Here is a 19,887-nt window from a genome sequence, read left to right on the forward strand (position 1 = left end):
GGTCATCGTCGCGCAAGTCACATTGATCGGCGGGTTTCGGTGCAGTATGCGGCGGGAAACAAGCGGGGTTCCGCTGTGTTTCCGCAGATACGAGCGAACGCAAAAGTGCACCCACACCGCTCGGGTGTGCGCGTCCGCGACCGACTTTACGTCAATTTTGATCTTTAGGGGGGCCCGGTTTGGTCTTCGGGGTACCCGGGAGGGTGACCTTGATCCGGCAGCCCCGCGGCGACTCCGCGACGCCTATGCGCCCGCCGTGCAGATCCACCGCCCAGCGCGCGATCGCGAGCCCCAGCCCGGTGCCCCCGTCGCTGCCCTGCCCCGATCTGCGCCGCGCCCACGGCTGACCCGAGCCGTCCGGGGACAGCCCGCCCCGGTTGAACCGCTCGAAGACGCGGTGCCGCTCCGTCTCCGGGATGCCGGGGCCCTCGTCCAGCACCTCGAGATCCAGGCTCTCCGGACCCTCGCCGCGTCGGGCGCGCACGGTGACCCGGCCGTGCGCCGGGCTGTGCTTCATCGCGTTGTCGATGAGATTCGCCACGACCTGGTGGAGCCGCTCGGCGTCGGCGTGCGCGGTCAGCTCTGGCGGCGAGACGTCGAGGTGGAGATGGACGTCCTTACGGGTGTGCGCGCCCGACTGGGACTCCGCGCCCTTGGCCATGCTCGCCTCCTTGAGGATCCCGGCGAGATACGGCCAGACCTCGAAGCGTCGCGCGTAGAGCGGCACCACCCCGTTGTCCAGCCGCGACAGATCGAGCAGCTGGTCGACCAGGCGGCCGAGCCGCTGGGTCTGGCGCAGCGCGACCCGCATCGTCTCCGGATCGGCCTCCGAGACGCCGTCCACGACGTTCTCCAGCACGGCCCGCAGAGCCGCGATCGGCGTGCGCAGCTCATGCGAGACGTTGGCGACCAGCTCCTTGCGGTGGGTGTCCACCGCCTCCAGATCGGCCGCCATCCGGTTGAAGGCGGTCGCCAGGTCGCCGAACTCGTCCCGGCGCTGCGCCGCCCCCACCCGCCGGGTGTAGTCGCCGTGCGCCATGGCCCGGGTGACCTCGGTCATCTCGTCCAGCGGGGCGGTCAGGCCGTGCGCCACGAACTGGGTGATCAGCAGCGAGGCGATGATCGAGAAGATGGTGATCACGCGCAGCTCGGTGTCCGAGTGCATCGCCGCGAACACCAGCAGCGTGGTGATGATCACCGAGCCGATCACCAGCGCGCCGAGCGCCGCCTTGACCGAGCGGTACGGGTCGAACGGCCGCAGGGCCTCCCACACCCGGCTCCACGTGGCGCGGCTCCATGCGATCCGGCGGCCGGGACCGGGCGGCCTCATCATGCCGCCGGAGTCTCCAGGGCGTAGCCGACACCGTGCACCGTACGGATCCGCTCCGCGCCGATCTTCCGGCGCAGCGCCTTGATGTGGCTGTCCACGGTCCGGGTGCCCGAGGCGTCCGCCCAGTCCCACACCTCGGCCAGCAGCTGCTCACGCGAGAGCACCGCGCGGGGGGTGTGCGCCAGGCACACCAGCAGATCGAACTCGGTCGGCGTGAGATGGACGTCGGAGCCGCGCACCCGCACCCGGCGCTGGGCGTGGTCGATCTCCAGCTCGCCCAGGCGCAGGATCCCGCTGCGCGGGGTGTGGGCGGCCAGCGCCGCCCGCTCGACTCTGCGAAGCAGGACATGCACCCGGGCGGCCAGCTCGCGCATCGAGAACGGCTTGGTCATGTAGTCGTCCGCGCCGACCCCGAGCCCGACCAGCATGTCGGTCTCGTCGTCCCGGGCGGTCAGCATCAGCACGGGCACCGGCCGGCGGGCCTGCACCCGGCGGCAGACCTCCAGGCCGTCGAAGCCCGGCAGCATCACGTCGAGGACGAGCAGATCGGGCTGCCATGCCTCGGCCGTGTCGACCGCCGCCGGACCGTCCCCGGCCGTCTGCACCTGGAACCCCTCGGCCCGCAGACGGGCCGCGATGGCGTCCACTATCGTCGGGTCGTCCTCGACGACGAGGACCCGGCGCTGAGCGCCCGGGGTGGTCGTGGCGGCCCCGTTGTGACCGATGTGAGTCTGCTCCATACGCCCGCCCCTGCGTCGTCCCGTGAAACCCGCGGCTTGTTCGCGCCTGGTCATCGCCCGGCCGCGTTTGGTAGGCAAGCAAGCGTAAAGCCAGCCTACGCGGCTCGGCTACGCGCCCCGAACCGCGAGGTGCACGACGTCCGGCACACCTCGGGCAACAGCGATCTCATCCGTACGGACCTGAGTGAACCCGGCATTCCGGAGCGATTCCTCAAACGCGGCGGACGGCTGCGCCGACCAGACCGCGAGAACTCCGCCCGGCGTGAGGCGGGCGGCGCAGGCGGCGAGCCCGGCGGGGGAGTAGAGGCCGCCGTTGTCCTCGGTGACGGTCCAGTCGGGTCCGTTGTCGATGTCGAGGCACAGCGCGTCGTACGTCGGGGCGCCCGAGCCGCCCGTGCGGAGGTGGGCGATCAGATCGGTGTGGACGATCTCGGTGCGCGGATCGGCCAGCGCCTCGGCGGACACGGCCGCGAGGGGGCCGTTCCGGTGCCAGTCGATGACCGCCGCCTCCCGCTCGACCACCGCGATCCGCCCCCACCGGGGCTCGGCCGCCGCCTCCACCAGCGAGAAGCCGACGCCCAGCCCCCCGATCAGCAGCGCGGGCGCCGGGCGTCCGGCGGGCAGGGCGTCGAGCGCGGCGCGTACGAGCAGCCGCTCGGAGCGGCCGTCGGAGGTGTCCATGAGGAAGCAGCCGTTGGCGATGATCTCGAAGACGGCCTCGGATCCCTGCTCGCCCCCGCCCCGCCGCCGCAGCACCACCTCGCCGTACGGTCCCTCCCGGCGGTCGACGGTCACCGGCGGCCGGTCGGCGGCGGCGTCGTACGGCTGCGGTGGCTGCGGCTGAGGCTGCATGGGACGGGGTCCTCCTGGGCGGTCCGTAATGCCGCCATCCTCGCGCCGGTGCGGCCCGCCGGTCCAGCGGGTCCAGCGGGTCCGCGCGCGGCAGGCACTGTGGCGGCGTTCACCTCACAATCGGCTGCACGGTGACATGGCTCACGATCCGGAGGTTGTTCTCCGCCGGCGTGGAAAAGCGGGAACAGATGTATCGGGAACACGGGAACAGATGTATCGGGAACAGACGTAGGGCGAAGGCGGCGGACGAGGAAGGGGCCCTCGGTGACGACATGGGCACAACCAGCCGAACCGACGGCCGACGACGCGGACACATCCGACGCGACCCCGGCCGCCCCTGCCGTCCCGGCTGCCGATCCGGCCGCCCCTGCCGTCCCGGCTGCCGATCCGGCCGCCCCCGGCCGGCGCCCGGCCGTCCCCGGTGGCAGGGCGCCTGCCGTCCGCGCGGATCTGCCGGGCCGAGACCCGGCCGTCGACCCGGGCAAGGCCACCGATGGGAGTCCGGGCGCGTCGAGCCGGGGCCCGGCCGCCGGCCCGGACGACAAGGCCACTGATGGGAGTCCGGGCGCGTCTGGCCGGGGCCCGGCTGCCTCCGCCGAGGGGCGCCCAGCCGCTTCCGTACGGGCCCCGGCCACCCCTGACCGGGGCCCGACCGTCCCCGGCGTCCGTCCGGCGGCTGACGGCGATGCGAGCCCGAGCATGGCCGCCGACACCGCCGACACCGCCGACACCGCCGACACCGCCGACAACGCCGACCCGGCGACGCCCCGCCGAAGCCGGACCGCCGGCCCGGCGGTGCGCGGCCCGGGGGTGCGCGGCCCGGGGGTGCCCGGCCCGGGGGTGCCCGGCCGGGCGGGGCCCGTCGCCGTCGGGGCCAGTACGCCGCAGACTCCGGCGCGCGGGCGCCGCCCGTCGCCCACAGCGGCCCGGCTACGGCGACTGGTGCCCACCCTCACCGCGGCGCCGTTCACCCTCTGCTACTCGCTCGTCCTCCTCGGCACCGGGCTCTTCGCCTACCTCGGCGACCCCGGCACCGTCCATGACCTGCTCACGAGCTCCAGCACCGATGTGTCCCATCTGTCCGAGCGGCCGCTGCTGACGCTGCTCGCCAGCGCGCTGTGGATCGTGGGCGGCATCAGCTCGCCGTATCTGCTCGCCTTCCTCCTCGTGCTCACCGCGCTCGAGCGCCGCATCGGCGGACTCCGCACCGCCGGGGTGTTTCTGCTCGGCCATGTCCTCGCGACGCTCCTCACCGAGCTTCCGGTGGGAGCGTCCGTCGCGGTCGGCCGGCTCCCGGACAGCTCTCTGCGCCGCCTCGACTACGGCGTCAGCTACGGACTGATCGCCTGCGCGGGCGCCCTCGCGGGGCTGCTGCGGCCCCGGCTGCGGTGGGCCCTGGTCGGCGGGGTCGGGCTGGCGGTCGTCGTCGGGAGCCTGGTGGATTTCGACCCGCTCACGGACGGGGGCCACGCCCTCGCCCTACTGACCGGCGTCGCCTGCCGGCCGTACGTCCGCCGCGTCGCTCAACGCCGCGGCGCCGGTCCCTCCGAACGCGCCCCGCGCATCGGGTAGCCCGCCGCGCCCAGGGCGAAGGCCCCGCCCGCCGTCCACCTTGCCGCCCGCCGCGGCCCCGGCCAGAGCGGCCAGCGCGTCCGCGTCCCCCTTCGCGACGGCGCGCGGCAACTCCGCGTCGCTTCGGTCTGCCCCCATGGGCCGGAACAGTCTCACGCCCCTCTATCGCTCGGGGGCCGGCCGGCGGTTCACGCTCTGCTCCGGGTCTGATCGCTCACAGCGAACAGACGTCCGGGAACACCGGAGTCCCGCAGCGCATTGTGTGGACATTGAGTCTGCATAGCTCAACTTGCCTGCCGAAGGGGAGATCATGGCTTCGCTGCCCACACCGCTCACCCTGCCCGTGCTGCCTCTCGATGACGAGGTGGTACTGCCTGGCGTGGTGGTGCCACTGGACCTTTCCGATGCCGAGGTGCGCGCCGCGGTGGAGGCCGCGCAGGCCGCCGCGCGCTCCAGCGGGGACGGGAGCGGGAAGCCGCGGGTGCTGCTGGTGCCGCGGATCGACGGGACGTACGCCGCCATCGGCACGCTCGGCACCGTGGAGCAGGTGGGCCGGCTCTCCGACGGGGACCCCGGTGCGCTCATTCGCGGCGTACGGCGCGTCCGCATAGGGGCCGGGACCACCGGGCCCGGGGCCGCGCTGTGGGTGGAGGGCACCCAGGTCGAGGAGATCGTGCCCGACCCGCTGCCCGGTGCCGTCACCGAGCTGATGAAGGAGTACAAGGCGCTGGCCACCAGCTGGCTGCGCAAGCGCGGCGCCTGGCAGGTCGTGGACCGGGTGCAGCAGATCGACGACGTCTCGCAGCTCGCCGACAACTCCGGCTACTCCCCCTTCCTCTCCGCCGCCCAGCGCGTCGAGCTGCTGGAGACCACCGACCCCGTGGCCCGGCTCAAGCTGGCCGTCACCTGGCTGACCGACCACCTCGCCGAGCAGGACGTGGCCGAGTCGATCGCCAAGGACGTCCAGGAGGGCGTCGACAAGCAGCAGCGCGAGTTCCTGCTGCGGCGCCAGCTGGAGGCGGTCCGTAAGGAGCTGGCGGAGCTCAACGGCGGAACCCAGGGCGAGGCTGACGAGGCTGACGACTACCGGTCCCGGGTCGAGGCCGCCGATCTGCCGGACAAGGTCCGCGAGGCGGCCCTCAAGGAGGTCGACAAGCTGGAGCGGGCCTCTGACCAGAGTCCCGAGGGCAGCTGGATCCGCACCTGGCTGGACACCGTCCTGGAGCTGCCCTGGAACGAGCGCACCGAGGACGCGTACGACATCCGGGGCGCCAAGGCCGTGCTCGACGCCGACCACGCGGGCCTGGACGACGTGAAGGAGCGCATCACCGAGTACCTGGCGGTGCGCAAGCGCCGTGCCGACCGGGGGCTCGGGGTCGTCGGCGGCCGTCGCGGCGGCGCGGTGCTCGCGCTCGTCGGGCCGCCCGGCGTCGGCAAGACCAGCCTGGGCGAGAGCGTCGCGCGCGCGATGGGGCGGAAGTTCGTCCGCGTCGCGCTCGGCGGCGTCCGCGACGAGGCGGAGATCCGCGGCCACCGGCGCACCTACGTGGGCGCGCTGCCCGGTCGCGTCGTACGGGCCATCAAGGAGGCCGGCTCCATGAACCCGGTCGTCCTCCTCGACGAGATCGACAAGGTCGGCTCCGACTTCCGCGGCGACCCGGCCGCGGCCCTGCTGGAGGTCCTGGACCCGGCGCAGAACCACACCTTCCGCGACCACTACCTCGAGGTCGAGCTCGACCTGAGCGACGTCGTCTTCCTCGCGACGGCCAACGTCCTGGAGGCCATCCCGGAAGCGCTGCTGGACCGTATGGAGCTGGTGCGCCTCGACGGCTACACCGAGGACGAGAAGGTCACCATCGCCCGCGACCACCTGCTGCCCCGGCAGCTGGAGCGCGCCGGCCTGGAGCCGGGCGAGGTCGTGGTGGCGGACGAGGCGCTGCGCAGGCTCGCGGGCGAGTACACCCGGGAGGCGGGCGTACGGACCCTGGAGCGGTCCATCGCCCGGCTGCTGCGGAAGGTCGCGGCCCAGCATGAGCTGGGCGAGCGCGAGCTGCCGCTCACGGTCGGCGTGGACGAGCTGCGCCCGCTGATCGGGCGGCCGCACCACACCCCCGAGTCCGCCCAGGACCCGGCCGAGCGCCGCACCGCCGTCCCCGGCGTGGCGACCGGGCTCGCGGTCACGGGCGCGGGCGGCGATGTGCTCTTCGTCGAGGCGTCGCTGGCCGATCCGGAGACGGGCGGCGCGGGGCTGAGCCTCACCGGTCAGCTCGGCGACGTCATGAAGGAGTCCGCCCAGATCGCGCTCTCCTTCCTCCGCTCCCACGGCGCGGAGCTGGAACTGCCGGTCGGCGATCTGAAGGAGCGCGGCATCCACCTCCACGTCCCGGCGGGCGCGGTCCCCAAGGACGGGCCCAGCGCGGGCATCACCATGACCACGGCCCTGGCCTCGCTGCTCTCCGGCCGTCAGGTGCGGCCCGAGGTGGCGATGACGGGCGAGGTGTCCCTGACCGGGCGGGTGCTGCCCATCGGCGGCGTCAAGCAGAAGCTGCTGGCGGCGCACCGGGCTGGGGTCACCACCGTGATCATCCCCAAGCGCAATGAGCCCGACCTGGACGACGTCCCCGCCGAGGTCCTGGAGAAGCTCGACGTCCACCCGGTTTCGGACGTTCGCCAGGTCCTGGAGCTGGCCCTCGAACCCGCCTCGACGGCCGCCCCGGAGGTTCCGGTGGCGGCGTGACGGACGCTGCCGGTGCGCCGGCCCGGGACCCCGGTCGAACGGGGTTCCGGGCCACGCGTGACCTGTCGGCCGTGCGTATCGCCGGACTAACCGGTCGCATGCGGTTCGAGTGTGCGGCGGGGAGGAGCGGCACGGTAACCATCGCGGAGATGGCAGGGACTGACGCACGCTGCCTCGTTCCAACAGGGACGCCTCCGGATCGGCCCGGTCGCGGTGGACAGGATCCGGTCGTGGGCGGAGGGGCGGGCGCAGCTCATGGTCAGGCTCCTCGGGGCGGACACGGGACACGGCCGAGGACGGCCGATGCCCTCCGGTGTACAGGCAGACCTGTCCGTACACCGGAGGGCGAGGAGACCATCAGATGTGGGGGGTAGGTGGTCTCAGCGGTGGGCCTCAGCCGTTGGCGAGCGCCTGCAGCCGGTCCATCGCGCCATTGAACTGGTCGTGGTCGCCGACCGTCGGACCCGTCGAGGTGTACTGCCAGATGGTGTGGAAGCCCCAGCCCGCCGGCAGCTCACCGACGGATGAGCCGTAGCGGGGGATCCACAGCGGGTTGACGCTGCCGAAGGCGCTGGAGTTGCCCGTGCAGCTCTTCCACCAGCTGGTGGAGGTGTAGATCACCGGGTCGCGGCCGGTGCGCGACTTATAGGTGGTGGTGAAGTCCTTGATCCAGCTCACCATCGCGCTGGCGCTCTTCCCGTAACAGGTCGCGCCGTAGGGGTTGTACTCCATGTCGAGGGCGCCCGGCAGCGTCTTGCCGTCCTTGGTCCAGCCGCCGCCATGGTCGACGAAGTAGTTGGCCTGTGCGGCGCCGCTGGAGTTGTCCGGCAGGGCGAAGTGGTACGCCCCGCGGGTCATGCCGACGTTGTACGAGCCGTTGTACTGCTGCGCGAAGTACGGGTTGATGTAGCTGGTGCCCTCGGTCGCCTTCACATAGGCGAACCGGACTCCGCTGCTCCAGAGCGTCGACCAGGCGACATTGCCCTGGTGGCTGCTGACGTCCACGCCCTCGACGGTGGCAAGCAGCCCCGAGGGCTCCTCATCGGACAGGGACGCGCCCTCGTGCTTGAGTATCTGCGAACCCGCCCAGTCGTCCTCGGGGTGGGGGATGGCCTTCGCGCCCTGGGCGGCGAATGCCGAACCGGGCAGGGCGAAGGTAGCGGTGAGGAGAGCGGCGAGAAGACCGATCAGCGCGCTGAGGGCGCGTCGGGCCGAACCAGATCTGTGCACAGGCATGGCGTGCCTCCGAAGCCTCGGTGGGGAGAGGGACATGCGATTGGAATGGCCATGTCAGAAAGACGCTACGGGCGTAGATAGGTGCATGGAAGGGGGAGGGTGTGATGCCGTTGGTCTAATCCTGCGAAATACTGGTGGAGCTGCGGTAACAGCCGTGCGTGCAAGAAACTTTCACGATGTGAAAATCCGGAGAGGGCTCTGACGTGCACAACACCGGGCCAACGCCCCCCGCGCAGGGTGAGGGCGGTACCGCGGGCGGAATTGGCGTAGATCATGCATTCCTGGCTCTGGAGCGCGAATTGGCGCTTTTCCTCCGCCGGGCCCGCGCCGCTTCGGGTGAATTGGCCCGGGAAGTCCATCCCGACCTGGAATCCGCCGCCTATGGGCTTCTGATGCGGCTCGAGGACGCGGGCGCGCAGCGGGCCACGGATCTCGCGGCCTATATCGGCGTCGGCAAGGCGACGATGAGCCGTCAGCTGCGTGCGCTGGAGGGGCTCGGTCTGGTGGCGCGGACGCCCGACCCGGCGGACGGCCGGGCGTCTCTGGTGCAGCTGACGGACGAGGGCCGGACCCGCTTCCGCTCCGTCCGGGTCGCCCGGCGGGCGCGGTATGCCCGCCGGCTCGCCTCCTGGGAGCGCAGCGAGGTCGCCGAACTCGCCAGGCTGCTGCACCGGTTGAACCGGGAGCAGGAGGCCGACGACCGAGGTCGGACGGCCCGCGCAGGCGACGAGTAGGGCGCTCATACACGCCAGGATCGACGAGCTCCGTGGATCCGGCGACGCGGGTGTGGCAACGGCGTTACGGCGCCCGTGGATACGGCGGCGACCGCCGCTCTTATGGGGCGCCCTCTCCCGGCCCCGCCCCCTTACGGCTCGACGAAGACGACCGCCGCGTCGTCGTGCGCCTTGCCCCGCGGGAAGGCCGTCCTGTCCGGATCGGAGTGCTCCGCCGCCCGCACCCGGTCGATCAGCGCCTGCGGGCCCTCCTTGCGCAGCAGCGCGAAGCACGCGGCCCAGTCGCCCTCGCCGAACACCTCCACCCAGCGCGACGCCCCGTCGGTGAGCGCCGCCAGCGCCCGTACCTCGGTGCGCGGAATCTCGCCCACGACCGCCTTATGGGCGACGTCGGGGTCGGCGGCGGCGGTGAAGAAGCCGCCCTCCGCATTGCGCAGCGGGGCGAGCCGGCGACCGGCGGCCCGTAGCTGGTCAATGCGGTCGTCAAGCACCGGGGTCACCCCGCCGTGGCTCCGCTCGATCAGCAACGCGGAGTCGGAGAGCACCAGATACTCGACCCGCCGCACGTCCCAGCGCACCGTGACCACGGTTGCCTGGGGTGTGAGCGAGTGAGAAAGGTCACAGGTTGAACGGTGTGTTTCGGCGGTACGCCTGATCGCCTCGGAGAGGCACTCTGCCAGGGGCATATCCCGTCGCGAACCGGACAGTTCGAGCAGCGCTCCGCCGAGCCGTGCGGTGAACCAGGGCACGCCATGGACGCATCCGTCGTCGCCCTCGGGTGGCGTCACTCCGTCCAGCACCACCAGGGCACCGCCGCCCCCCGACGCTGGTAGGGCTACTGACGCGTAGTCCTCATTGGGCAGTTGATGATCGCCGGGTGCGGTCGCGAGTTCGATGCGCATGGAGTCAGTCTGCCGGATCGGCGCTGCTCAGCGCCGTTACCCAGGGTTAGGGCCGGTCTTGGTCCATACCAGGCTGACGCATGCCGGATTGGGGAGGAATTGACACCTCTTGGGAAGGCGTGGGCGCGCATCCTGCCAGGATGACCAATCCTTTTCCAGCCCGTGAAAGGCGGCGGGAGGATGTGGCCCGCGCCAAAAGTTGGTGGTCAACTACGCAATGCGGTTCACTCGTTCGGGTGGCCGGGTGGATGATGCATGCCCGCCCCAGAGCCGTCCTGAAAGGGTCGGAATCCCTACCAGAGGTGGGGAAACACAATTGTTGATCCGTCGTCACCTCTGGATAGCCCAGCGGTCGGGCGAGAAAAGATTGTGAGCACCGGTGCGGAAGAAGTGGCTTCGGGGCAGCAACCGCGAACAGAATGGCGAGTCACGCCAGCAACAGGAGGCGCCGCAGCGGCGCACCGCACGCGTCCGTAATCGACTGGCCGCGTCCGTCGCCCTCGTCTCCGTGGCCGTCCTCGGGGCCGGCGCGCCCGCCGTCGTCCTGGCCCTGGACGACACCACCGACGCCCAGCGCCTCGTCGACCTCGCCGAGACCAACCGCGGTGCGGTGGCCCTCGCGCATTCCCTCGCCGATGAGCGCGACGCCATGACGCGGTATGTCGCGGACGGGCGCACCACCGCGTCCGGCGGCGGGGTCTCGGAGAGCATGCGCGCCCGGGTCGACCGGCAGGTCAAGGAGGTGCGTGGAGAGGTCCCGGCCACGGTCCGGCGGCTTCTCGACGACCTCCCCGGACTGCGTCAGCAGGCGCTGAGCGGCCATGGCTCGGCGCTTGACGTCTTCACCTCGTACACCAAGGCCGTCCAGGCGCTGAACGGCATCGCCGACACCCTCGCCCGCAAGCTCCCGGCCGACGCCGACTCCGGCGCCACCGCCGCGCTGGCCCCGCTCGGTCGCGGCGCCGAGGAGGCGTCGGCCACCCGCGGGCTGCTGCTCGCCGCGCTCGCCGCGGGCGGCGGCCAGTCCAAGCTGGTCACGGCCGCCCAGCGGACCAATGTGCGCGAGCAGTCCGCGCTCGCCGACTTCCGGGAGCTCGCCCCGGCCTCGGTGCGCGACCGCTACGACCGCACCGTCAACGGCACCGAAGTCACCGACGCCGAGCGCTATATCGCCCGGCTCACCGACCAGGACCGGTTCGCGGGGAATGACTTCTTCCTCGACGACGGCCGCGTCGAGTCGAGTCTGAACGCCCGAGTCGACCAGATGCGCGGCGTCGAGTCCGCGCTCGCCTCCTCCGAGGCGGCCCATCTCGCGCAGCTGCGTGACGACGATGTCACCGCCCTTGAACTGCGCATCGCCCTCGTCGGCGGCGCGCTGCTGCTCGCCCTCGGCATCAGCGTCCACAGCGCCCGGTCGATGACCCGGCCGCTGGCCGCGCTGCGCCTCGGCGCCCGCCGGGTCGCGGCCGATCCGGCGGCCGAGGAGCCGGTCGCGTTCAAGGGGCGCGAGGACGAGTTCGCGGAGGCCGTACGCTCCGTCAACGAGCTGCACGCCGCGGCGGTGCGCGCGCAGGAGCGCGCCACGAGGCTCGACGCCGAGCGCGCCCGGCTCGTCGGCGAACGGCAGCGGCTGGCCGACGAGGCGGACGGGCTGCGCGAGGAGCGGGACGCGGTCGCCACCCGCCTGGGCGGCCTGCGGGCCCGGGTGCACGGCAGCTTCGTCAGTCTCGCGCTGCGCTCCCTCGGCCTGATCGAACGGCAGCTGGCCGTCATCGAGTCCATGGAGGAGACGGAGCAGGACCCGGACCGTCTGGAGACGCTCTTCCAACTCGACCACCTGGCCACCGGGATGCGCCGCTACGGAGAGAACCTCCTGATCATCGCGGGCTCCGAGAACCAGGCCACCCACCCCGGCCCGGTGTCACTGCTGGATGTGCTGCGCGCCTCCATCAGCGAGGTCGAGCGGTACGACCGGGTGCAGATCCAGGCGCTGCCGCCGCACGCCCAGGTCGCCGGGTTCGCCGCGGACAGCATCAGCCATCTGATCGCCGAGCTGCTGGACAACGCGACATCGTTTTCGCCGCCGGACGCGCAGGTCCAGGTCGCCGGCTGGCTGCTGGAGAGCGGCGAGGTCATGCTCTCCATCCAGGACGAGGGCATCGGCATGACGCCCGAGCGCTTCGTGGAGCTCAACAACCGGCTCGCCGACCCGGTCCCGGAGTACTGCCAGGGCCCGCAGCCGGAGGATCCGCTGGGGCTCGGTCTGTACGTGGTGACCCGGCTCGCCGCGCGCCACGGCGTCCGGGTGCAGCTGCGCGAGCAGAAGCCGGGCGGGGTGGCGGCCACCGTCGTTCTGCCGATCAAGATCCTCCCGGCCGGTCCGCCCGGCGCCGGGCTGCCGCCCGCCCCGCCGGTGGGTGTGGGCGCGTCGCTCGGCGGCGCCCGTCTGCCCGCCTTCCCGGGCTCGGAGGCCGAGGCCAACTCCAACGCCCTCGCCGCCCGCGACCGTTCGGCGGCCTCCGGCGGTACGCGGCGCGACCAGGCATCCGCTGAGATACCCACCCAGGCCGTGCCCGAGGCCGCCGCCGGGGTCCCGGTCGGGGCCGCGCCGGTCGCGGAGCCGGAGCCGCGCGCTCCGGAGCCCGGGCCCTTCGAGACGGCCTCCGAGGCCGAGGCGTCCGCCCCTTGGGCCGCGCCCGGCGAGGGATGGGCGCAGGCCACGGCCACCGACGGCGCGTACCCGATGGAGCCGACGCCGCCGCGCGGCCATCCGCATCCGGGGAGCGGCGGCGAGCTGCCCAACCTGCCGAAGCACGCCCGGACGTCGGCCCAGGCCGCACCGGCCGGCGCCGGCGGCGCCCCGGCCCCGACGGCCCCATCGGCCCCACCGGCCGAGCCGGATGTACCGGCCGTCGAGCAGACGATGGAGCTGGGCGTCCAACGGGACGACCATGAGCAGCGGTTCGGCAGCCACGGCATACGCCCGGTCGGCGCTGACGCCTGGGGTCCGGCCCAGGGCGGTGGTACGCCCGCCCCGGATCCGTACGCCATCGGCCCCGATCAGCACGCACGGGCGGATGAGCGGCCCCGCACCGACAAGGGGCTGCCCAAACGCACGCCGAGGAATCTCGCGCTGCCCGAGCCCGATCCGCGGGAGCGGACCGGCTCGCTGAACGCGGAGGAACTGCGGCGCCGACTCGGCGGCTTCCAGCGCGGTGCCCGCGACGGACGCCGTGACGTCGAGGCCGAGATCGCGGCGGACGACCGGCAAGCGGAGCAAGCAGGTCACACAGGACAAGAAGGTCAAACGGGGGCGCAGGGCGAGGGCGGCACGGTTGAGGAGGCACGCAGGTGAATGCGCCCAGTAGTACCTATGGGTTGAGTTCCGAGGCCCGTAATCTGCACTGGTTGCTGTCGAACCTGGTCGAGGAGGTGCCGGGCGTCCGCTCGGTGGCCGTCGTGTCATCCGACGGGCTGATGCTGCTCTCCTCCGACACACGGCACGCCGTCGGGTCCGCCGGTCCGGTGGGTCGGGACGGCCCCAAGGGCTCCAGTGCGGACCTCGCGACGATCGTCTCGGGGCTCGGCAGTCTGACGCTCGGTGCGTCGAAGCTGATGGACGCGGGCGGCGTCAAGCAGACGATGGTGGCGATGGACGAGGGCAGTCTGTTCGTCATGTCGATCAGCGACGGCTCGCTGCTGGGGGTGCATGCCACCCCGGACTGCGATATGACCGTCGTCGCCTACCATATGGCGCTGTTCGTGGGCCGGGCCGGACATGTGCTCACCCCCGAACTCCGCAGTGAACTCCGCAAGTCCATGGAGTCCGCGCAGTGACGGCCCTGTCCCGCCGGCCCGACCGCAAACCCGGCCGGGTACGTCCGTACTCGCTCACCGGCGGCCGCACCCGCTCCGGCCATGTGCTGCTGGTGGAGACCTTCGTGGCGTCGCTGGAGTCCCCGGACGGACGGCTCGACCTGGCCCTCAGCGGGCTGAACGCCCGGATGCTGCCGGAGATCAGGGAGATCATCGACCTGTGCCGCCGGATGCGCTCGGTCGCGGAGGTGTCCGCGATGCTCAAGATGCCACTCGGGGTGGTGCGTGTCCTCCTCAGTGACCTGGCCGATCAGGGAAAGATCCGCGTCTACGGCACCGGGCGGAGCCCCGGTCAGCCGGATCGCGCGTTGCTCGAAAGGGTGCTCAGTGGACTTCGCAGGCTCTGAGTCGGTGACGACGATGACTGTGACATCGCCGAGAGAGTCGGAGATACCCGGGGCCGGGATACCCGGCGCCGAGGAGGCGCTCCAGGGGTGGCAGACGGATCGTTCGCGCGCGCCGATCGCCACCAAGATCGTGGTAGCGGGGGGCTTCGGCGTCGGCAAGACGACCTTCGTCGGCTCGGTGTCGGAGATCACGCCGCTGCAGACCGAAGCGCTGATGACGCAGGCCAGCGAGGACGTGGACGATCTGGCGGCCACGCCGGAGAAGCTGACGACGACCGTCGCGATGGACTTCGGCCGGATCACGCTGGAATCCGATCTTGTGCTGTATCTCTTCGGCACCCCCGGCCAGCAGCGGTTCTGGTTCATGTGGGACGACCTGATGCGCGGGGCGATCGGCGCGGTGGTGATGGCCGACACCCGGCGGCTCGAGGACAGCTTTCCGGCGCTCGACTACTTCGAGAGCCTCGGTCTGCCGTATGTGGTGGCGGTGAACCACTTCGAGGGGACTCCGCGGTATGAGCCCGAGGACGTACGGGATGCGCTCTCCGTGGCGGCGGATGTACCCGTTGTGATCATGGATGCGCGTCAGCGGATCTCGGTCGTGGACGCGCTGCTGGCATTGGTGGGGCACGCCGTTGACGTCTCACCTGAGTGACGTAACCTCAGCTCCGCTCGCGGAATGGAATACTCCGCTCCTCTTTTTGGTCTGAGCTTGAGGGAGAGTCGACAGTCATGCGGAAGATACTCATCGTCGGAGCCGGGCAGTCCGGGCTCCAACTCGCCCTCGGGCTGCAGTCCCGGGGATACGAGATCACCCTGATGTCCAACCGGACGGCCGATGAGATCCGCAGTGGACGCGTCATGTCCACCCAGTGCATGTTCCACACCGCGCTCCAGCACGAGCGCGACCTGAAGATCAACTTCTGGGAACAGCAGGCACCGCGGATCCAGGGCCTCGGCGTCTCCGTCGCCGGACCGCCGACCCCCGAGGGTCACGCGCGGGCCATCGACTGGGTCGGCCGGCTCGACGGCTACGCCCAGTCCGTCGACCAGCGGATCAAGATGGCCGGCTGGATGGAGGCGTTCGAACAGCGTGGCGGCCAGGTGGTCATCCACGGCGCGGCCGTCTCCGACCTGGACGTCTTCGCCAAGAAGTACGATCTGGTGCTGGTGGCCGCCGGCAAGGGCGAACTCGTCTCGCTCTTCGGCCGCGACGCCGCCCGCTCCCCGTACGCCACCCCGCAGCGCGCGCTCGCGGTCGCCTATGTGCACGGCCTCGGCCCGCGCCCCGAGCACCCCGACTTCGACGCGGTGCGCTGCAATCTGGTCCCCGGCGTCGGCGAGCTCTTCGTCATGCCGGCCTTCACCAACACCGGACGTGCCGACATCCTCTTCTGGGAGGGCGTGCCGGGCGGTCCGGTCGACGCCTTCCAGGGCATCACCGACCCCTCCGAGCATCTGGCGCGGACGCTGGAGCTGATGGAGCGGTTCACGCCCTGGGAGTACGCGCGCGCCACCAAGGTCGAGCTGACGGACGCGGGCGGCACGCTGGCCGGGCGGTACGCCCCGACCGTGCGCAACCCGATCGGGCGGCTGCCGAGCGGCGGTCTGGTCCTCGGCGTCGCCGATGTCGTGGTCGCCAACGACCCGATCACCGGACAGGGCTCGAACTCCGCGGGCAAGTGCGCGGCGTCGTACCTGGAGAGCATCGTCCGGCACGGCGGCCGGCCGTTCGACGAGCAGTGGATGCGGGCGGCCTTCGACCGCTACTGGGAGACCGCGGCCCACGTCACCAAGTGGACGAACGCGATGCTGGCGCCGCCGCCGGAGCACATCGTGAACCTCCTGGGCGCGGGCATGAGCCTCCCCGCCGTGGCGGACCGCATCGCCAACGGCTTCAACGACCCCTCCGACTTCGAGAACTTCTTCTACGAGCCCGAGAAGACGGCGGCCTATCTGGCGGAGGTCGGCGCCGCCCAATCCGTCGGCTGACCGCACGCGGCCCGGGCGCGGTTCAGTTCCTGGCCGCGCTGGCCGGCCCCGGACGCACCGCGCCCTGCAGCGGGTTGGAGGCGAGCGGGGAGAGCTTCACCCGCTGGCCGGGGCGCGGCGCCTGCACCACCTCGCCGTCGCCCGCGTACAGCGCCACATGGCTCGCGCCCTTGTAGTAGATCACCAGGTCGCCGACGCGCAGCCGGCTGAGCGGCACCTTGGGCAGCCGGCGCCACTGCTCCTGGCTGGTGCGCGGAATGATCCGCCCCGCGTGCGCCCACGCCTGGGAGGTCAGCCCCGAGCAGTCGAAGGAGTCCGGCCCCTCGGCGCCCCAGACGTACGGCTTGCCGATCTGGTCGAGCGCCCAGCGCAGCGCCCGCTGGCCGGCCGCCGCCGAGGCCCTGGGGGTGCGTGGGGTGGTGCCGGTCGTCGTCCGGCCCGGACGGCCGGGCCGGACGGGCGTCGGGCGGCGGCCGGTTCCCCGGCCGGTGCCGGCGGTCGGCGTGTCCGGGGCGGGCGGCGGGTGAGCGGCCTCCTGGGCGGCGCCGTTCGCCGCACCGAGGGCTCCGGAGGCGAGCAGCTCGCGCTGCGCCGTCTCGGTCTCCTCGCGCTCGCGCTCCGCCACCCGGGTGATCTCGCGGGCGCTCAGCGAGGCGAGCGTCTTTTCGATGGTCGCGAGCCGTTTTTTCACCTTGTCGTGCTGTTTCTTTCGCTTCGCCATCAGGGACATCTGTTTGTCCAGCGCGGCGCGGGCCTTGGTGGCGACGGTGTCGGCCCGCCGCTCGCCCCTGGTCAGCCGTTCGATCAGGGCCGCCTCGCGGCCCGCCGCCCGGTCGAGCTCGCGCTCCTCGTCGGCGGCGTCCTCCGGATGGGGGGTGAGCAGGGTCAGCAGAAAGGTATAGCCGGCGAGCGGGGTGTGGCCCTGGTACTGCTCTCGGGCCAGCCGCCCCGCATCCTCCTGGCTGTCGGCCAGCTCGGTACGGGCGCGGGCGAGGTTCTCCGTCAGCGCCCTGGTCTTCTCGCGCTGCTCGCGCAGCTTCTCCTCGGTCGCGTTGTACGCCTCGGTCGCCTCCTCGGCCTTCCGGTACAACGTCTTGAGCTGCGTCAGCAGCTCGGAGACGGACCGCTCCTCGGGGCGGGTGGGGGCGGCGGCCGCCGTGGCCGCCGCGAGGGGCGGCACGAGTGCGGCGGCCGCGGTGATCGCCGCCGCGCAGACCGAGCCTACGATGCGTCCTGACACGAGCTCACCTCCGGCTCCTGACACCTCTGTCCGGTGTCCAGCTGAGCAGGATCGTGACATGACGGTCGTATCTTCAGGAGAATTGTGGGCGAGTCGGACCAATACGGTCACCCGTCCGGTGGTGGCTCCGTCACGCCGTCAGCTCGGCTTGGACCACGGCCACTTCGGTCGGGAGCGCGGCGTGCCTTCCGGGTCGTACTCGTACCGCCAGCCCCGGATCAGACCCAGCCGCTTCGACATCCCGGCCGGGACCCTGCGGTAGACGTACACCGTCGGCGGTCCGCCCGCCTCGTCCTCCACCGGGACCTCATAGGTCTTCGGGGGCGCTCCGGTGGCGCCGACCAGCACCGCAAGCACCCGGCCGTCCAGCGGCCCGCCCACGAAGGGCGTCTCCTCGCTTCTCACCGCACCAGTCTCACAGCAGCGCTCACAGCAGATGCGACGCCTCACCCAGCACCGGCACCACCCGGCGCGCGAGCGCGCCGACCAGGCCCTGCGCCGGCTCCACCGCGAGCGCGGCCCGGATCACCCGCGCCGCCTGTGGATCGCTCGCCGCGGTGGCGGCCAGCAGGGCGACGAAGTGGTCCACGAGCCAGTCGCGCAGCTCCCCGGCCGACGGCTGCTTCTCCTCGTCCAGCCAGATCAACGAGGCCGCCTCGACTGCCGTGATCCAGGTGCGCACCATCATCCGCAGCCGCGCACCGGGCTCCTTGACCGCCAGATGGAGCAGAATCTGCTCGGCCGCCGCGCGTCGCACCTCGTCGACGATCGCGGTCGTCCGCGAGGTCTCGACGACGCTGCCGCTCTGCAGCAGCGCGCTGAACCCCGCGCCGTGCTCGTCGACGAAGGCGAGATAGCGGTCCAGCACCCGGCTGAGCCGGGTGCTGAGCGGGCCGCTGCGGGGCTCCTCGAAGCACCGCTCCAGCTCATCGGCGGCGCTGCGCAGCGCCGCCTCGTACAACTGCTGCTTGCCGCCGGGGAAGTAGCGGTAGACGAGCGGGCGGGAGGCGTCGGCGGCCGAGGCGACATCGTCCAGCGACACGTCCTCGGGCGCGCGATGGGCGAAGAGAACGAGCGCCGCGTCGATCAGTTCGGCGCGCCGCGCCTCGACGCTGAGCCTGCGGTAGGCCCCGCGGCGCGGCGCCGCCCCCGGTGGCGCCGCCTGCGCGGGGGCGGCTTCCGGGGGCGCCGGGGTGGTGCCGCTGCCTGTCGTCATGCCTGGCAGCGTAACCGCCGCCGGAACCGATTACGCCAGCAGCCCGGAGCTCTTCCACAGCCGGCGGCCCAACCCCTGCATCACGCCGACGTCATCGAGGAATTCGGTCAGCCGCCGGGCACCGGTCTGCATCACCTCGCGGCGATGGGCGCTCGCCCGCACTTGGGCGACGGCCGCACGCCGGTCGAGCCCGACCTCCGTATAGACCTGGGGGTTGATGAACGCCTGCGAGAAGATACGGGCGAACTCACCCGAGCCGACGCGGGTCAGCTCCGCCTCCCAGCGCGGCGCGCGCAGCATCTGGCGGCGCAGTTCCTCGCGCGCGTACCGCACATGGCGCGCCTCCTCCACGACATGGATCCGGGTCACCCCGCGCACCAGAGGCTGCACCCGGTCGTCGGGGAAGGTCAGCCGCTGCATCCAGTCCAGGATCTCCTCGCCGAGCAGCGTCGCCGTGAAGGAACCGGGGGTGGTGGAGAACGTCTTGAAGAACCGGCCCAGGTTGTGGTGGAGCCGGGAGACCGGGTAGGCGGGGGTGCCGCCCTTGGCGATCAGCCGCGCGAACATCTTGGAGTGACGGCACTCATCGGCGATCTCGGTGAGCGCGTACCGCACATGGGCGCTCGTCGCGGGCTTGTCGTAGATATGGCGGGTGAGCAGCTGGATCAGGATGATCTCGAACCATATGCCCAGCGAGGCCAGCGCCGCGGCCTCGTGCTGGGAGAGCAGGATGCGCTGCTCCTCCGACATCCGCTGCCACATCGGCGTGCCGTACAGCGAGACCAGCTCCGGCGGCCAGAACCACTTGCCCGGCTCGTAGGGTGCGTCCCAGTCCAGCTCGGCGTCGGGGTCGAAGGAGTGCTTGGCGGAGGACTGGAGCAGCCGCTCCGCCACCCGCTCACGGTCCTTGATCAGCCCGAGCGCGTCCCGGGGCGCGGGGGGTTCGGTCGTGGTCGTCATCGCTGAGGGCACCTCGCTGATGGCTCGGACGTAACGCCGGATCGATCGGTTACCGGCGGACACACCTTATGAGACTGCGTGTCAGTAAGCTCGTCAATCCCTCGGAGGTGTTGTTGACCGTTCGGTAACCGACGTGTGAGCCTGCCGAGTACG

At 71.9% G+C, this 19,887-nt stretch carries 17 protein-coding genes; 8 read left to right on the forward strand and 9 right to left on the reverse strand.

The genetic code is table 11. From position 1 onward, the window contains the following. Nucleotides 1–151: 151 nt before the first annotated feature. The 3 genes from ABZS71_RS01130 to ABZS71_RS01140 all read right to left on the reverse strand — a co-directional run bounded on the left by ABZS71_RS01130 (nucleotide 152) and on the right by ABZS71_RS01140 (nucleotide 2,922). Entirely contained in the window at nucleotides 152–1,330 is a 1,179-nt protein-coding gene (locus ABZS71_RS01130; protein WP_356206847.1) for an ATP-binding protein, read from the reverse strand. After that, entirely contained in the window at nucleotides 1,330–2,070 is a 741-nt protein-coding gene (locus ABZS71_RS01135; protein WP_355854461.1) for a response regulator transcription factor, read from the reverse strand. The genes ABZS71_RS01130 and ABZS71_RS01135 overlap by 1 nt, the downstream gene beginning before the upstream one ends. Before the next feature lie 108 nt (nucleotides 2,071–2,178). Further along, a complete protein-coding gene (locus ABZS71_RS01140; protein ID WP_356206457.1) occupies nucleotides 2,179–2,922 on the reverse strand; it encodes a spermidine synthase in 744 nt (247 codons plus the stop codon). A gap of 699 nt (nucleotides 2,923–3,621) precedes the next feature. Here ABZS71_RS01140 and ABZS71_RS01145 point away from each other — a divergent pair. Both ABZS71_RS01145 and lon read left to right on the forward strand, forming a co-directional pair. Continuing rightward, nucleotides 3,622–4,494 carry a rhomboid-like protein gene (locus ABZS71_RS01145; protein WP_356206459.1) on the forward strand — a complete coding sequence of 291 codons (873 nt, stop codon included), beginning with the start codon at nucleotides 3,622–3,624 and terminating at the stop codon, nucleotides 4,492–4,494. 310 nt (nucleotides 4,495–4,804) lie between these two features. Beyond that, nucleotides 4,805–7,231, forward strand: coding sequence for an endopeptidase La (gene lon, locus ABZS71_RS01150; RefSeq protein WP_355854452.1), 2,427 nt, complete (start codon nucleotides 4,805–4,807; stop codon nucleotides 7,229–7,231). 393 nt (nucleotides 7,232–7,624) lie between these two features. Here the strand turns inward: lon and ABZS71_RS01155 are convergent, their stop codons facing one another. After that, nucleotides 7,625–8,467 carry a lysozyme gene (locus ABZS71_RS01155; RefSeq protein ID WP_356206462.1) on the reverse strand — a complete coding sequence of 281 codons (843 nt, stop codon included), beginning with the start codon at nucleotides 8,465–8,467 and terminating at the stop codon, nucleotides 7,625–7,627. A gap of 203 nt (nucleotides 8,468–8,670) precedes the next feature. Here ABZS71_RS01155 and ABZS71_RS01160 point away from each other — a divergent pair, with 203 nt between their 5' ends. Next, nucleotides 8,671–9,201: a MarR family transcriptional regulator gene (locus ABZS71_RS01160; protein WP_356206465.1), complete on the forward strand. Its 531-nt coding sequence runs from the start codon at nucleotides 8,671–8,673 to the stop codon at nucleotides 9,199–9,201. 131 nt (nucleotides 9,202–9,332) lie between these two features. Here ABZS71_RS01160 and ABZS71_RS01165 read toward each other — a convergent pair whose 3' ends face one another. Continuing rightward, nucleotides 9,333–10,103 (reverse strand): hypothetical protein, encoded by a 771-nt coding sequence (locus tag ABZS71_RS01165; protein ID WP_355854443.1) that lies wholly within the window; start codon nucleotides 10,101–10,103, stop codon nucleotides 9,333–9,335. A 379-nt stretch (nucleotides 10,104–10,482) separates the two neighbouring features. Between ABZS71_RS01165 and ABZS71_RS01170 the strand changes: the two genes are divergently transcribed. From ABZS71_RS01170 to ABZS71_RS01190, 5 genes are all read left to right on the forward strand, one after another. Further along, nucleotides 10,483–13,458 (forward strand): nitrate- and nitrite sensing domain-containing protein, encoded by a 2,976-nt coding sequence (locus ABZS71_RS01170; protein WP_356206467.1) that lies wholly within the window; start codon nucleotides 10,483–10,485, stop codon nucleotides 13,456–13,458. Then, a complete protein-coding gene (locus ABZS71_RS01175; protein ID WP_355854437.1) occupies nucleotides 13,455–13,940 on the forward strand; it encodes a roadblock/LC7 domain-containing protein in 486 nt (161 codons plus the stop codon). Before ABZS71_RS01170 ends, ABZS71_RS01175 begins: the two co-directional genes overlap by 4 nt. Beyond that, nucleotides 13,937–14,326 (forward strand): DUF742 domain-containing protein, encoded by a 390-nt coding sequence (locus tag ABZS71_RS01180; RefSeq protein ID WP_355854434.1) that lies wholly within the window; start codon nucleotides 13,937–13,939, stop codon nucleotides 14,324–14,326. The genes ABZS71_RS01175 and ABZS71_RS01180 overlap by 4 nt, the downstream gene beginning before the upstream one ends. 13 nt (nucleotides 14,327–14,339) lie before the next feature. After that, complete coding sequence (locus ABZS71_RS01185; protein WP_356206469.1) at nucleotides 14,340–14,981, forward strand: ATP/GTP-binding protein; 642 nt, start codon at nucleotides 14,340–14,342, stop codon at nucleotides 14,979–14,981. Between the two features lie 77 nt (nucleotides 14,982–15,058). Continuing rightward, entirely contained in the window at nucleotides 15,059–16,318 is a 1,260-nt protein-coding gene (locus tag ABZS71_RS01190) for a styrene monooxygenase/indole monooxygenase family protein (protein ID WP_356206471.1), read from the forward strand. Between the two features lie 22 nt (nucleotides 16,319–16,340). Here ABZS71_RS01190 and ABZS71_RS01195 read toward each other — a convergent pair whose 3' ends face one another. The 4 genes from ABZS71_RS01195 to ABZS71_RS01210 all read right to left on the reverse strand — a co-directional run bounded on the left by ABZS71_RS01195 (nucleotide 16,341) and on the right by ABZS71_RS01210 (nucleotide 19,734). Then, the gene (locus tag ABZS71_RS01195) at nucleotides 16,341–17,558 is read right to left on the reverse strand and encodes a C40 family peptidase (RefSeq protein WP_356206473.1); all 1,218 of its coding nucleotides are present in this window, start codon (nucleotides 17,556–17,558) and stop codon (nucleotides 16,341–16,343) included. A 138-nt stretch (nucleotides 17,559–17,696) separates the two neighbouring features. Continuing rightward, the gene (locus ABZS71_RS01200; RefSeq protein ID WP_356206475.1) at nucleotides 17,697–17,963 is read right to left on the reverse strand and encodes a hypothetical protein; all 267 of its coding nucleotides are present in this window, start codon (nucleotides 17,961–17,963) and stop codon (nucleotides 17,697–17,699) included. 22 nt (nucleotides 17,964–17,985) lie between these two features. Beyond that, a complete protein-coding gene (locus ABZS71_RS01205; RefSeq protein WP_356206477.1) occupies nucleotides 17,986–18,774 on the reverse strand; it encodes a TetR/AcrR family transcriptional regulator in 789 nt (262 codons plus the stop codon). A 30-nt stretch (nucleotides 18,775–18,804) separates the two neighbouring features. Beyond that, nucleotides 18,805–19,734, reverse strand: coding sequence for a diiron oxygenase (locus tag ABZS71_RS01210; protein ID WP_355854416.1), 930 nt, complete (start codon nucleotides 19,732–19,734; stop codon nucleotides 18,805–18,807). Between the last annotated feature and the right edge of the window lie 153 nt (nucleotides 19,735–19,887).

The sequence above is a fragment of the Streptomyces sp. NPDC005393 genome (genome assembly GCF_040606675.1).
Classification (GTDB): domain Bacteria; phylum Actinomycetota; class Actinomycetes; order Streptomycetales; family Streptomycetaceae; genus Streptomyces.

Excerpts from the sequence above, each read along its gene's own strand:
- ABZS71_RS01130 (WP_356206847.1), bottom strand. The coding sequence starts at position 1,330 with ATGAGGCCGCCCGGTCCCGGCCGCCGGATCGCATGGAGCCGCGCCACG.
- ABZS71_RS01135 (WP_355854461.1), bottom strand. The coding sequence starts at position 2,070 with ATGGAGCAGACTCACATCGGTCACAACGGGGCCGCCACGACCACCCCG.
- ABZS71_RS01140 (WP_356206457.1), bottom strand. The coding sequence starts at position 2,922 with ATGCAGCCTCAGCCGCAGCCACCGCAGCCGTACGACGCCGCCGCCGAC.
- ABZS71_RS01145 (WP_356206459.1), top strand. The coding sequence starts at position 3,622 with ATGGCCGCCGACACCGCCGACACCGCCGACACCGCCGACACCGCCGAC.
- lon (WP_355854452.1), top strand. The coding sequence starts at position 4,805 with ATGGCTTCGCTGCCCACACCGCTCACCCTGCCCGTGCTGCCTCTCGAT.
- ABZS71_RS01155 (WP_356206462.1), bottom strand. The coding sequence starts at position 8,467 with ATGCCTGTGCACAGATCTGGTTCGGCCCGACGCGCCCTCAGCGCGCTG.
- ABZS71_RS01165 (WP_355854443.1), bottom strand. The coding sequence starts at position 10,103 with ATGCGCATCGAACTCGCGACCGCACCCGGCGATCATCAACTGCCCAAT.
- ABZS71_RS01185 (WP_356206469.1), top strand. The coding sequence starts at position 14,340 with ATGACTGTGACATCGCCGAGAGAGTCGGAGATACCCGGGGCCGGGATA.
- ABZS71_RS01190 (WP_356206471.1), top strand. The coding sequence starts at position 15,059 with ATGCGGAAGATACTCATCGTCGGAGCCGGGCAGTCCGGGCTCCAACTC.
- ABZS71_RS01205 (WP_356206477.1), bottom strand. The coding sequence starts at position 18,774 with ATGACGACAGGCAGCGGCACCACCCCGGCGCCCCCGGAAGCCGCCCCC.
- ABZS71_RS01210 (WP_355854416.1), bottom strand. The coding sequence starts at position 19,734 with ATGACGACCACGACCGAACCCCCCGCGCCCCGGGACGCGCTCGGGCTG.